Here is a 13,630-nt window from a genome sequence, read left to right as displayed (position 1 = left end):
ATTAAGTATGAAAAAATTTTTATATACCCTTTTATTAATAGCATTCGTTCAGGCAGTTTCAGCGCAAACCAACCAGAACTTATATAACTTCAGGAACGTAGCCCAAAGCAATTACCTGAACCCCGGTATAAGGCCGCAGGCCAATGTTACCTATGGTTTTCCGGCTACTTATTTACATTTTAATGCACCTAATGTAGGCATCAAAGATTTTTTCCTGAAATCAGAATCGCCCGATACATCCGTAAACATATTTTTACGCAATAGCGATAGAAACCTGAACGACATCAACATAACCAATCAGATGGATTTGATGTTTTTAGGCATAGCCATTAAGAAAAACTACTTCTCATTAGGCGTACAAATAAATACCGAAATAACAGCCAGTATACCCAAAGACATTATACGTTTAGGTACGCGCGGTAATTTTAATAATTTAAGCTACGGCATATTAGCAGGCGATAATATCAGTTTATCAAACCTTAAAATGGATTACACCACCTGGATTTCATTTGGCTTGGGTTATACCCGCGAAATAAATAAACAAATAAGCGTAGGAGGCAGAGTAAGCTACCTATACGGTTTAGCCAACCTGAATACTGAGCGTTCTAATTTTAACGCACGTAGCAACGACCAGGAGCTATACCTTTCAGCCGACTACAAAATGAATTCGGCAGGCTTTTATACAGCCTATCAAAAAAACAAAGACAATAAAAGTTTAGCCGCAGACGACTTTTTAAAACAAAACGGTTCCGGCTTTAGCTTTGATTTAGGAGCCCAATACAAATTCAACCAGCACTTCTCCGTGTCAGCCAGTGCCATTAATATGGGTTGGATAACCTGGAACAACGATACCCGCTCACTCACCCGCTCCTTTACCGAATTCCGTTATACCGGGGTAGATGTAATAGTAGGCGTAACCCCAGATTCAGTAATCAATACCCGTATAAAAGACATAGTAGACTCATTACAAAACTATAACTTTAAACCAACCGAAAGTTCAGGTTCATACACCACTGCACTCAACGGAAAGTTATACCTCGGAGGCCAATATGCCATTAATTATAACAATACTTTCGATTTAATATTATTCAATAACTTCAACAGCAATACATTCAACCCGGCTGCTACCTTAGCCTTTACCAAAAAAGCATGGACTGTATTGGATTTAAGGTTAAGCGGAACTTATTACAACAAAAGCATTAGCAATATAGGTTTAGGTTTCTCCCTTAACTTAGGGCCTTTCCAAACCTATTTATTTACCGATAATATAGTAGCACCGCTAACTTATATTACAGCGCTAAGCAGTGATGCAGTTTACGACAATGGAAACTACTTTAATATACGCACAGGTATAAACTGGAACTTTGGCCGCAACAGGGACAGAGATGGCGATGGTGTTATAGATAAGCTGGACAAATGCAAAAAACGTTACGGTTCATGGGATTTAGAAGGATGCTCTGATAAAGATGGCGATGGTGTACCGGACGACAGAGATACTTGTATAAACGAGCCGGGCAGAAAATGCGCTTACGGTTGCCCTGATCAGGATAAAGATTGCGTACCTGATTATAAAGATAGTTGCAAAACCGATTCAGGCTCTGTTAAGTTATTTGGTTGTCCGGATTTTGATAAAGATGGCGTAACGGATAAAAAAGATTCATGCCCAACGGTAGCCGGAACATTGAAGTTAAACGGTTGCCCTGATGCAGATGGCGATGGCGTACCTGATAAGGATGATAATTGCCCGGAAGAATCAGGTAGAGCCGAGCTAAACGGTTGCCCGGATATAGATAACGATGGCGTGCCTGATTACCAGGATTCATGCAGGCTATTACCGGGCTTAAAAACATTCAATGGTTGCCCAGATACCGATGGCGATGGCGTGTCCGATAAACGCGATGAATGCCCGTTAGACAAAGGACCAAAAGAACTAAACGGTTGCCCGGATGCAGATGGCGATGGTGTAATAGATAAAATAGACAACTGTATAGATGTTCCTGGCCCGGCTAGTAATAAAGGCTGCCCTGTAAAAGCAGCAGTAGTTCCTGTACCTGCCGATACTACTAAACAGCTAACAGCCGAAGAGAAAAAAGTATTAAGAGAAGCCTTTAACAACCTGGAGTTTGAAACAGGTACCACAAAAATAAAAATGACTTCGCTTGAAAGTTTGCAAGAGCTGGCACAACTGCTAATAACCAAACCGAAATATAAGCTAGCTATTTCAGGTTATACCGATAATGTAGGAGCAGCAGCAGCCAACTTAAAATTAAGCTTAGGCAGAGCCAATGCCATTAAAAACTTCCTGATAAGCGAAGGTGTAAGCAAAACACAGCTTACCGCCAAAGGCTTTGGAAGTGCCAAACCTGTAGCCAGCAACAAAACCGAAGAAGGCAGGGCCAAAAACCGCAGGGTTGAGTTTAAAGTAGTGAAGTAATACACATTCAAATAATATAAAAAAACGCCATTGAAAAGCATTCAATGGCGTTTTTTTATAACCAACCGTAGAGACGTTGCACGCCACGTCTTTTGTCCGTGGTTTGTGTCATCTCCAATCACAATTCCCTGCACTCGCTAGCGTCCCGCTAGTGAGTATATACAAAAGCCTCTGGTTTTATATTTTTTGCTTGTGCCAATTCCCGCACTCGCTAGCATCCTGTGAGTGATTGTATACAAAATCCTTCGGCTAAACATAGCCAAGTTCGAGTCAAGCAAACCACAACAAATCTTCGTAACCAAGTGCAAATTTGGCACATTGTGGTATTAGAAATAATCATAGTATTTAAAAGTCAAACAATAGCAAAAAAATCAAGCATACTTATTTTTTACTAAAACATTTACTTAAACAAATGTGAAATTGTTGGGTTAGCTTTGGTAGTATTTTTTATTTCACATTTTTTATGTTTGTAGAATGGATTGGAAAGCAGAACCCATAAAACACAAAGGCGTAAAAAGAATTGCCATTTATTTTGAGAAAAATGCAGAATGGATAGCACGCATAAAAAAGCTAGATGGGGTTAGGTGGAGCCAAACGCTAAAAGCGTGGCACTTGCCTGATACGGAAGAAAACCGATTGAGGTTTAAACTTGATTTACCAATTGTATTAAGTGATATACATTTACAAAAAATAGAACAATTTAAACGATGGCTTAGTTCAAAAAGATATAGTGCAAATACCATTAAAACATATTCGGATGCATTACATACATTTTTAAAATATTATCATTATAAGCCAATAGAACAAATTACTAATGAGGATGTGATTGGATTTAATAATGACTATATTTTAAAAAATAAGTTTTCTTCTTCGTTTCAAAACCAGGTAGTGAATGCTGTCAAATTATTTTACAGGCAAATACAAGGAGCTACCATCAACGTTGAATTGGTTCACCGCCCCAAAAGAGAAAAGCTATTGCCGAATGTATTGAGTAAAGAAGAAATAAAAGCAATACTAGAAGCACCAACAAATGTAAAACATAAAGCCATGCTGAGCTTAATTTATGCCTGTGGATTGCGTAGAAGCGAACTGTTGAGTTTAAAACCTGAGCACATTAACTCAAAAAGAAACCTATTAATTATTAAACAATCGAAAGGAAAGAAAGACAGAATAACGCCAATTAGTGATAAATTAATTACCTTGTTAAGAGATTACTATAAAAGTTATAAGCCCGAAATTTGGTTATTTGAAGGACAAAAAAAGGGTGAACAGTATACAGCTGAAAGCTTACAAAGTGTATTAAAGCAAGCTTTAGAAAAATGTAAAATAACCAAGCCGGTAACATTACATTGGTTGCGACACAGTTATGCAACACATTTGTTGGAAAGTGGAACAGATTTACGATACATCCAAGAATTACTTGGGCACAACAGTAGCAAAACTACTGAAATTTATACTCACGTAAGCACCAAAAGCCTGCAAAACATAAAAAGCCCTTTTGATGATTTGTAAATTAATTATATTTGGAATAATATTATGTAACCAAAACTACACATATCTACCCACTTTTGGGTGTTTTTATGTGGTTTCATCACACATATAAACAAGTTATATGCCATTTTGCAAGACAACCATAATAGACTGAAAAATTGAAACTATGGGAAAGTATTTACAAGACTTTATGTCTCGTGTAGACCTAACAAAAGGATTAGAAGAAGAACAAAAAAAAATACTAGATCCTTGTTATTTAATTTCAGACCTATATAATTTATACTTACCACGAAAGGTTGAAGTAGGAAATAATATCTGGAGAATTATAATCAAATTTGGATTTGACAAAAGTTTGGATGGCAATGTAAGCGAATTAGGGTTGTGTTTAGACAGCTATGTTTATTGTGACTACGACCAATTGAAAAACTTGAATATTCTTGAACGTAAGCAAGCACTATTGAATTTATTTGTAAAAGGAATAAAGAATTGTTCAGACAAATATAATTTTGACATCAGCACTTTTCAAAAAATAAAAGACAAAATCTTTGCAGACAATATAGTTTTTTACAAGCACTACAAAGAAAGAAAAGTAAGTCCCGACAAAAAACATTTTGTTCAAATGAAAGGATTTTATAATGAAGATTTTGAAAATAGAAAACTGTATGTTGACGTGTTTGACAAAACAAATAATCTTATAAAATCAATATTGGTAGGTAGCTATGACTTCCGGAAATTTGACAAATTAAAATGGCTTGACAATAATAAAATTGGGGTTTATCATATCAATAGTATTCTGTCATACAAAAGTAAAAAAGTTGCTGATGACTATTTTATGGTTGACATTGAAACAAACACCATTACATATAATCCTGTAACAAAAGAAAGTATTTTTCAATATGGAGTAAAACTTTTAACACAGACAGACGAATATAATAAAGCTATAAATTTCATTAAACAAGCGAAAGAATTAGGACACGGAAAAGCAGACAATATTTTAAAAAACTTAGAAATTAATCCTAAACTGCGAGACAGGTCAATTTTATTACAGACACCCAAAAAAAATAAAAACGGCATATAACACCACCTAAAGGAAAATGCGGAGTTCGTGCAAGCTGCAAGCGCAATTTTTCAGCGGTATAAATTTTTTGTTGGCGCTTGCAATTCACTTCGGAACTATTTATATCTTTAGTGCGGTAAGACAGTTAGGAAGTATTTATTCCGCACTTCCTTTAGCTGTCAACCGTTGGCAGCAATTTAATTTTGGACAGCTATGAGAATATTCAACGCGACATTAGTAATTATATCGGGACTACTTATTTTGACTAGTTGTAACGGACAGACAGGTGCAATTAAAATTAATAAAGACAAAATTGGGGGACTTTATGAAATAAATGAAAATGGGAAACAGCTTAATTTTTATAATAGTGACGAAATATTCAAGTTAGACACTGTGACTTATATTTCATTTGTCTATTTCGACAGGATTACAAGAGTACAATCAGATTTTGATCAAGGGGTTTATTCATTGGACTTCAAACTCAATGACTCGGGGACATTGAAATTTAAAGAAATGACAGAGAGAAATACTGGGAAACAAATATGCTTTGTAATTGGGGACAAAGTGATGTCAGCTCCGACTATACTAGGAAGTATTCCCAATGGACGCGGGACTGTAACGGTCACTGACAACAAAGTCATAGACCAAATGATTGAGTATCTGGAAAATTAAACAGCTGCCAACAAAATGTTTGCGCAATGGTGGCGGGACATCAAGGTGTGAAGTTTAGTTTTATATTACGTTTGCCCACGTGGACAGGACGCGGTTTCAAGAAGCCACCACTGCGCAAACACAAACGTTATGTACAACCCTAACAAACCCTACAACCTTAAACAAACTAACACTTTTGAGTAATAGAAAAAAAACAATAAAACGACTAATTTGGACATTGACAATCATCTTTGTTCTAATGAATGTTGTTGCAATTTTTCATTCATACAAATTCACTCACTTCGTTGACAGCAAAACTGAAAAAACTAAAGACCCGAAGAAACTCACGACTGGACAAAAATTTTCAACTATAATTTTTGGCGTAAACAACCCAAGACCAGAAAATGATAAAATACCTTCATCCGACTTTGAAATAGTAAACCTAAAAAGCAACAAAAAAATAGAATGTTGGAATATTAAAGTTGCAGAACCAAGAGGGACAGTCATTCTCTTCCACGGTTTCGGTGGACAAAAATCATCAATGCTTGACAAAGCAGAAGTGTTTAGAGAAAAAGGATTCAATACATTTTTAGTTGACTTTATGGGTTCAGGAGGTTCAGAAGGCAGCCAGACAACAATTGGATTTTTAGAATCTATACAAGTAAAAACCTGCTTTGACTACTTGACCGAAAAAGGAGAGAAAAACATTTTCCTTTTCGGAACTTCAATGGGTTCTGTTGCAATTATGAAAGCCATTTGCGACTCAGCCATTAAACCAAAAGGAATTATTATAGAGTGTCCATTTGGCTCAATGTATCAAACGGTTTGTGCAAGGTTTAAGACAATGAATGCACCGACATTTCCAATGGCTGGACTATTAGTTTTTTGGGGCGGACTGCAAAATGGCTTTTGGGCTTTCGGACATAATCCGACTGAATATGCAAAGAAAATTACCTGTCCAACGCTTTTAATGTATGGACAGCAGGAGGAGAAAGTTAGTAAAGCTGAAATTGATGAAATATTTGCAAATTTGAATGGACGAAAAGAATTGAAAATTTATAAAAACGTAGGTCACGAGAATTACTTGACAAAATATAAAGACGAGTGGACGAAAGACATAACTAAATTTGTAACGACTGAATGAAAATAAGGGCAGCACATAACAGGCGTTTGGCAAAAAAGCGGGTTCAGTGCTTAAATGAAGCTTTGTACTTTGTATCAAGTTCAGTGCTGGCAGACAGTTTAGTGCTTCGAAGAAACATTTGTGGTAAAAATCCCGCCCATCGCAAATCTGCAAAACGTTAGCGGTAACTATATGAGACAGACTATCACGATTCTAATATTGACAATTTCTTCATTAACCGTTTCAGGACAAATACTGGACGGAGGAAACGGACACGCATTAATTTTAGACAAACAAGGAAACGTTTGGACAATTGGAAGAAATAATTTCGGACAGTTAGGAGACAGTACTCTTGAAAATTCACCTATTCCAAAAAAAGTAAAAAATCTAAGTGACATTGTTGCTATATCACGTGGCTACGACCATAGTATTGCACTTAACAAAAATGGAACTTTATTCTTATGGGGCAGAAATAATTACGGACAGCTTGGTTGTCCATCAGTGAACGACCAGTTAACGCCACAGAAATTACCAAATCATACAGGTTTTATTGCTGTTGAAGGTGGGCATTTGCATACGGCTGGGTTAAAAAAAGACGGTACGGTTTGGTGTTGGGGACATAACTATTTCGCTGAACTGGGAAATGGATCAAGAGAACATAGTTCATGGCCAGTAGAAGTTATGCAAATTTCAAATTCAGAAATTTCAGTATTAAGTCATGTTGTTAGTATTGCATCAGTTGGGTATCACACTTTGGCTCTAAAAAAAGACGGTTCTGTGTGGGGATGGGGTGGAAATACTTTTAATGAACTTGGAAAAAAGGGAGAGGAGTTTCAACGGTATGCAATTAAAGTTGAAGGCATTCCAAAAATTAAAGAAATAGCAGTTGGTTGGCATCACTCTGTTGCTTTAGATTATAATGGAGATATCTGGGTCTGGGGTTCCGACCCAGCATTTCAGTTCCAAGAAGAAACTAGAAAATTTTATAACAAGCCAACACTGTTAAAGGGCTTACCTAAATTTACAAAAATAGCTTGCGGAAGTTGGCATTCACTTGCCATTGATGAAAACAAAAATGTTTGGGGATGGGGAAAAAATCATTACGGCATGTTAGGAACAGGAGACACTATTAGCCACTCAAACCCTGTATTCATAAAATCGCTAAAAAATATTATTGACATCGGAGGCGGGTGCTTTCAATCTATTGCAGTTGATTCTTTAGGCAAGATATTTACATTTGGAGACAATCCGTCAGGACAACTTGGTATAGGGAATTTTTCCAGATGCTCTTCCCCCAAATTAATGCCACTTGACATAAATGGAATCCTCTCAAATGACACTTTATCGGTTTCAATAAATAGTACATCCATCCAACCTAAGACAAATTTATATGCCGATGAACCAAAATTTAATTTGGACATTATCTATAAAGTAATAAAATATATGCTGTTTTTAATTAGCGTTATATTGAACATTGTATTATACATAAAACTAAAAAGATACCGCTAACAGCGGGTTTAAGAAATTGGTGGCTCAGTGGTTAAATGAAGTTCGGTTTTTCAATCAAATTTTATTGCAGGCTGAAAGTTTGTGCTTCGAAATCGCCAACTTCTTAAACCCGCAAAACGTTAGCGCGTATTGTAAAACGACAGTCCAAACAACACAACAATTAAACTAAAAAATAGTAGAAAATATGAGCAAAATAATCTTTGACAGCGGAATATCTCTTGACGGATTTTTTGCAGGCGACAACAGAAGTCCTCAAAATCCTATGGGTGGAGTTTCAGGACAAATTCATTCGTGGATGTTTAATCAAAAAGCTTTTTGGGAATACTTAGGGTTTGAAGGAGGAACAGAAGATGGAGCTGACGGAAAATACATTAGAGAGACAATCGCACGAACAGGAGCATTCATTATGGGGAAACGAATGTTTGAGGAAGGCGAAGCCAGTTGGCCCAATGACCTATATAAAGCAGACGTTTATGTATTGACACACGAAAAGAGAGAGCCTTGGGTTCAAGAAGGGACGACAACTTTTTACTTCATAAATGATGGAATAGAAAATGCCTTGGATAAAGCAAGACAATCAGCAAAAGGAAAGGATATAAGAATACAAGGTGGTGCCAACACTATTCAACAGTTTCTAAATGCGGGACTTGTGGACGAGTTTTTTATACACATTGCACCTGTTTTTTTAGGAAGCGGTATCCGACTCTTTGAGGGTATTGGCAAAGATAAATATGACATACAAATTGAAGAAATAATACCGTCAGACTTGACAACTCATTTAAGATATAAACTGACAAAGAAATAAAAACAACGACCCGCTAACATCGGTTTGGCAATAGGGGGGCTGAAGTGTTTCGAATGAACATTTGTGATGAAAAGCTCGCCTATCGCAAATCCCTGCACTCGCTCGCATCTTGCGAGTGAGTATGTGTAGAAAGTTTGACAATTAAGCAAATGATTAAGAAATATTCAGTTTTAATAAGTTTATTAATTTCCATTATTCTGATAATAATAGCAACCTTATTTTATCCGGGTGGCTCATTGCTTGACAAAAATTCCATAGGGTTTGACTGGTCAAAAAATTTCATTAGCAATTTGTTTTCAACAAAAGCCATAAATGGCTCAGAAAACCTTGGTAGGATTTGGGCAACTATTGGAATGGCATTCCACTCGGTTGGTTATGGCATTTTTTTTATCAATATGTCAAAAAAGATATCTTCAAAACAATGGGCTAATATTCTAAAAATTATAGGCGTTACCAACATAATATTTATTTTCTTAATCGCAACACCCTTGCATGACTTGGGGGTAGTATCAATCATTTTAACATTGATTGGTTTATTTACTATTACTGTATTTGTCCTAAAGTCAAAACTTCATTTTCTTAAATTCTGTTGTATTATTTGCTTATTGACTTATTACTTTTTCTTTTCCGTTTATGGCTTAGGCTATTTGGGTTTATCAGCAATAGTACAGAAAGTATATATTATAAGCTCGATGCTATTAGTTTTAGGACTAGAGTATTTTACCAAATATGAAGACTTTATACAAATTAAATCGGGAGGACAAAAAATATAAGTAACGAACTGCTAACAGCGAGCAAAACTCATTGCTAAGTTTCCGTTAGTTATGCGCTTTTTTACTATTTTCGTTTTATGCTAATGGAGAAAACGCAGTTGTCAAGCCGCAACGAGTTCTGCTCGCGAGGTGTTAGCGGTAATTATTAAAAAATAGATTAATCTTAACTAAAAAATATGAGAACAGATGATGGAAGCGGAGAAGACGCAACATGGCCAATGCCAAAATTTAGATTTGAAGTAGACCTTGGAACAGAAATGAAAGGTGTTGCATTTCAAGAAGTTTCTGGAATGGATGTTGAAAACCAAATTATTGAATATCGTAAAAGTAATAGCCCACTTTTCTCCACAGAAAAAATGCCGGGAATAGCTAAATACGGTAATATAACTATGAAAAGAGGTGTATTTGTAAATGACAATACCTTTTGGAATTGGCATAATGAAATAATGATGAATACGATTAAAAGGCGAACGGTTTTAATAAAACTATTAGATGAAACTGGTAACGCAACAATGCAATGGCAATTAAATAATGCATGGCCAACAAAAATAACAAGCACCGATTTAAAATCTGATGGCAATGAAGTAGCAGTTGATACACTAGAGATTGCTCACGAACAACTTATAATATCGAATAAAAAGTCCATTTGATGATTTGTATGGTGAATAATTATATTCGTTTAAACAGGTAAGTAAGTTAGCTACAGACAAAGCAGACCAACAAAAATGACTTATAAATATTTATCATTCAGTATTGCAATAACATTCATTTCATTTCATTTATTGTTGGAATGGTGGTTAATTCAGTCTTAAAAAAAACAAAATTTTATAACCAGAAATTATCCAATTTAAATTTTATAAAACCGAATGGTTATTAGGCTTAACAATGATAATAGTGAATATATTGATGAATTTAAATCCATCTTTATTGCAACAACAGAATAAAAGACGAATTGACAAATTAATAAACAAAGGCAACTAACAAGGGGTTTGCCCTGCTGGTGTGAGCATTCGCTCGTTCCAACCATGAACCTTAAAAACAAATGACAATGGCTACAGCAATCATATTGGCACTATTAATTTCATGCGTTATTATATATGTAACTTTAAATTGGGATAAATTAAAGCCAAAAGAGAAATCCGAACACCAGGATTTAATTAATAAAATTCAGTCCAGAATTGCCAAAGCCAACGGAACTACGATTGAGCAATTCTCCCTTGAAAACCTATCCGAAAAAAACGAACAAAAGGAGGATTTTTATAAAGATGCCCGGTTTGTCAATAAGCATTGTACAAGTTTGGACGACTTTATTATTAATGATGAAATAAACGCATTTGATTTAAGAAAATTGGCAGATATAAACGGAATTAAATTGCAGATTTCAGAAGGTTGGTATCCTTTAACTATTGAACTTATTAAAGAGTTGAACGATAACGGTTGGGATAAAACAGTTTCGTGCATTAAAGAAAAATATGCTTCACTCAAATTTTATACGAATTGCAAATACGGAGATGCCATTCACGATATTATTGAGAAATATGAAAAAAAATCTGAATATATATGTGAAACTTGTGGAGCAGCAGGTAAAATAAGATACAATTCAGGCTGGGATTATGTGGCATGCAGAAAACACTATTTAGAAAATCGGGGGGTAATTACTGTTGAGGATTTAGGCTTTAACCATAACAGCCATTTTTATCAGTGGAAAGAAATAAAACACGCTTCATTGGAAGATTTAGACACCAATGAAAGGTATAAATTTTTGACAATAGAATTCAGGAAAGCCAAAGTTAATCACCAAGGCTGGACCGACAACAAATTATATGTTTCAAAAAATACTATAGGGTTTGGAAACCTATTAAATAATTTTCCAAAATCTTTTGAAAGTATTGATTACAGTTACATTGATAAGCATTTTATAAATGTAGCGTATTGCGAAATTTGTGGTTACAAAGCTGTTTATTTTGGCGAATGTGAATGTTGTGAAAATGATACCTGGACAAGGTATAAAAATAGATGGAACGAAGGAGAAGAGGGGAAAAACAATCACATTAAGTATAATCAAATTTGTTGGACGATTGATGAAGGAGAAGTTTATGAAAGCAAACAAAACAACTACCCTAAAAATCCAAATCACAAAATACTGTTTACCGAAACAGAACTAAAAGAACATTTAGAAGATGAGGATTAAAAATACCGATGGTGCGAGCGTCCGCTCATTCCGGTAATGTAAAAAAATAGTGGCTCAATTCAACCTTCCCTTCTGCGCAATGGCTGGTTTTATTTTCCTTAGCCGTAAATTTACATATCTTTACAACAAAGCGGAACGTTAGCGGTCACTGTATAAGACACAGCAACCATAGAAAGACAAAGGAAAAATGCAAAATTTCATAGACCAGGCAGCGAAAAATGGAATAGAACTTTACGACAAAGGGAAGTGTCAATTTTGTGGTGCGGACTTTCAGAGAGGCATATTTGAATGTATGGATAACTACAATAATGGACTCGACCTTTTGGACTTTAATAATTCGGAAAATCACCTGTTTAGGTTTTTAAGCGTTGACGCTCACGCTTTGCAACACCCGGAAATTCACGGACGGTGGAGTAACCATTTTCACTTGACACGGCTGAATTTAATACTTGACAAAAAGCTAAAATGGGACTACAAAAAATCACCTCTACTTAGCGACTATTTGAACCAATATAAATTAAGCAGACCCAACGATTGTCTTACTGCACCGAAGCCGTTCGAAAGGGGAAATATGACTACAAAAGATTTGATAAAGGCGACAACAGCAAATGAGTGTGTTGAACTTATAAAAAAATGGGCAGAAGAAGTTTATCAGGCGTGGGCTGTAAATTATTTAATAGTTTCACAAATCGCAGACGGTTTTTTAGACAATAATGGCAGTCGTAAAGCACATGACAGTGAAACAGCGAACCACTAACACACGAGCGGTCATTGTAAGGACGACCCAAAGACACAATTAGCAAGAGTAAAATGTATAACGACTTTAAAAATTTATCAGTAGTTGACCTTGCCCAACAAATCAGGACAAGACCTTCTATGTATTTTGGAAAAGACATTAAGCTTTCCAATTTGGACAACATGCTTTGGAGTTTTAATTTAAATTCACAAAAAGAAAGTGTAATTCCATTTCAATATTTCAACTATTGGACAAAATGGAAACTAAATAAATTCGGTTCAAAATATAATTGGACGCTTGCGATTTTAGAGAGCTGTAACCATGATGAAGAAAAAGCCTTTTGGAAATTTTACGAATTACTTGACGAATTCATTGCTTTAAAATCAAAGAACGTTTTTGTAGCAGAACTTGCCGCTGATAACTTTGCCTTTTATTATTCCAAAGACAACAAGCACAAACAGCACAGAATTATTGGAGCAGACAACAGGTATATATTAGATCCCGCGCCTTACCATATCAAACTTTTTGAATTCGACTATTGCGTGCACTCCTATCATTTTGACTACTATTGGCTGGTTGGTGAGTACAACAAAAATATTTATTACAATCATTTTGAAAGCCTAGCCAAGTGCAAAGCAATGTATGAAGACAAGTTTAATATTATGCAATGGACAAGCATCGATAGCAATGACGTTCAAGACAATTTTAGCAAAACAATCAATCAGTGTAGAAACAGGCGGCAGAACATAATATAAAACAACACTAACACGGGTTTTGCGTTAGTGCTGGCAGACAGTTTTCGGTTTCAAAAGCCACACTGGAGCGAGCATATGCTCGTGCCAATCAAAACATAACTACCA

13 protein-coding genes are annotated in these 13,630 nt (G+C 35.6%); all 13 read left to right on the top strand.

The genetic code is table 11. From position 1 onward, the window contains the following. Positions 1-7: 7 nt before the first annotated feature. The gene (locus V4538_01095; GenBank protein MES2379604.1) at positions 8-2,434 is read left to right on the top strand and encodes a DUF5723 family protein; all 2,427 of its coding nucleotides are present in this window, start codon (positions 8-10) and stop codon (positions 2,432-2,434) included. Positions 2,435-2,908: 474 nt separating this feature from the next. Continuing rightward, complete coding sequence (xerA, locus tag V4538_01090) at positions 2,909-3,946, top strand: site-specific tyrosine recombinase/integron integrase (protein ID MES2379603.1); 1,038 nt, start codon at positions 2,909-2,911, stop codon at positions 3,944-3,946. 145 nt (positions 3,947-4,091) lie between these two features. Next, entirely contained in the window at positions 4,092-5,003 is a 912-nt protein-coding gene (locus V4538_01085) for a hypothetical protein (GenBank protein ID MES2379602.1), read from the top strand. 192 nt (positions 5,004-5,195) lie between these two features. Further along, positions 5,196-5,654 (top strand): hypothetical protein, encoded by a 459-nt coding sequence (locus V4538_01080; protein MES2379601.1) that lies wholly within the window; start codon positions 5,196-5,198, stop codon positions 5,652-5,654. 175 nt (positions 5,655-5,829) lie between these two features. Next, positions 5,830-6,777, top strand: coding sequence for an alpha/beta hydrolase (locus V4538_01075; GenBank protein ID MES2379600.1), 948 nt, complete (start codon positions 5,830-5,832; stop codon positions 6,775-6,777). A gap of 171 nt (positions 6,778-6,948) precedes the next feature. Next, positions 6,949-8,265 (top strand): hypothetical protein, encoded by a 1,317-nt coding sequence (locus tag V4538_01070; GenBank protein MES2379599.1) that lies wholly within the window; start codon positions 6,949-6,951, stop codon positions 8,263-8,265. Between the two features lie 184 nt (positions 8,266-8,449). Beyond that, complete coding sequence (locus tag V4538_01065; GenBank protein ID MES2379598.1) at positions 8,450-9,070, top strand: dihydrofolate reductase family protein; 621 nt, start codon at positions 8,450-8,452, stop codon at positions 9,068-9,070. A 290-nt stretch (positions 9,071-9,360) separates the two neighbouring features. After that, the gene (locus V4538_01060; GenBank protein ID MES2379597.1) at positions 9,361-9,843 is read left to right on the top strand and encodes a hypothetical protein; all 483 of its coding nucleotides are present in this window, start codon (positions 9,361-9,363) and stop codon (positions 9,841-9,843) included. A gap of 176 nt (positions 9,844-10,019) precedes the next feature. Beyond that, positions 10,020-10,493: a phage tail protein gene (locus V4538_01055; protein MES2379596.1), complete on the top strand. Its 474-nt coding sequence runs from the start codon at positions 10,020-10,022 to the stop codon at positions 10,491-10,493. Positions 10,494-10,728: 235 nt separating this feature from the next. Further along, positions 10,729-10,824: a hypothetical protein gene (locus V4538_01050; protein MES2379595.1), complete on the top strand. Its 96-nt coding sequence runs from the start codon at positions 10,729-10,731 to the stop codon at positions 10,822-10,824. A gap of 67 nt (positions 10,825-10,891) precedes the next feature. After that, positions 10,892-12,034: a hypothetical protein gene (locus V4538_01045; protein MES2379594.1), complete on the top strand. Its 1,143-nt coding sequence runs from the start codon at positions 10,892-10,894 to the stop codon at positions 12,032-12,034. Positions 12,035-12,221: 187 nt separating this feature from the next. Next, entirely contained in the window at positions 12,222-12,791 is a 570-nt protein-coding gene (locus V4538_01040) for a DUF5946 family protein (protein MES2379593.1), read from the top strand. Positions 12,792-12,844: 53 nt separating this feature from the next. Beyond that, complete coding sequence (locus V4538_01035) at positions 12,845-13,525, top strand: hypothetical protein (protein ID MES2379592.1); 681 nt, start codon at positions 12,845-12,847, stop codon at positions 13,523-13,525. Positions 13,526-13,630 lie beyond the last annotated feature (105 nt).

Source organism: Bacteroidota bacterium, from assembly GCA_040388375.1.
GTDB lineage: Bacteria > Bacteroidota > Bacteroidia > UKL13-3 > UKL13-3 > JAAFJM01.
This window is presented reverse-complemented; position numbering and strand designations above follow the sequence as displayed.

Bases quoted from the DNA above. Each gene is read 5' to 3' on its own strand.
- V4538_01095 (MES2379604.1), top strand. From the start codon at position 8: ATGAAAAAATTTTTATATACCCTTTTATTAATAGCATTCGTTCAGGCA.
- xerA (MES2379603.1), top strand. From the start codon at position 2,909: ATGGATTGGAAAGCAGAACCCATAAAACACAAAGGCGTAAAAAGAATT.
- V4538_01085 (MES2379602.1), top strand. From the start codon at position 4,092: ATGGGAAAGTATTTACAAGACTTTATGTCTCGTGTAGACCTAACAAAA.
- V4538_01080 (MES2379601.1), top strand. From the start codon at position 5,196: ATGAGAATATTCAACGCGACATTAGTAATTATATCGGGACTACTTATT.
- V4538_01070 (MES2379599.1), top strand. From the start codon at position 6,949: ATGAGACAGACTATCACGATTCTAATATTGACAATTTCTTCATTAACC.
- V4538_01065 (MES2379598.1), top strand. From the start codon at position 8,450: ATGAGCAAAATAATCTTTGACAGCGGAATATCTCTTGACGGATTTTTT.
- V4538_01055 (MES2379596.1), top strand. From the start codon at position 10,020: ATGAGAACAGATGATGGAAGCGGAGAAGACGCAACATGGCCAATGCCA.
- V4538_01050 (MES2379595.1), top strand. From the start codon at position 10,729: ATGATAATAGTGAATATATTGATGAATTTAAATCCATCTTTATTGCAA.
- V4538_01045 (MES2379594.1), top strand. From the start codon at position 10,892: ATGGCTACAGCAATCATATTGGCACTATTAATTTCATGCGTTATTATA.
- V4538_01040 (MES2379593.1), top strand. From the start codon at position 12,222: ATGCAAAATTTCATAGACCAGGCAGCGAAAAATGGAATAGAACTTTAC.
- V4538_01035 (MES2379592.1), top strand. From the start codon at position 12,845: ATGTATAACGACTTTAAAAATTTATCAGTAGTTGACCTTGCCCAACAA.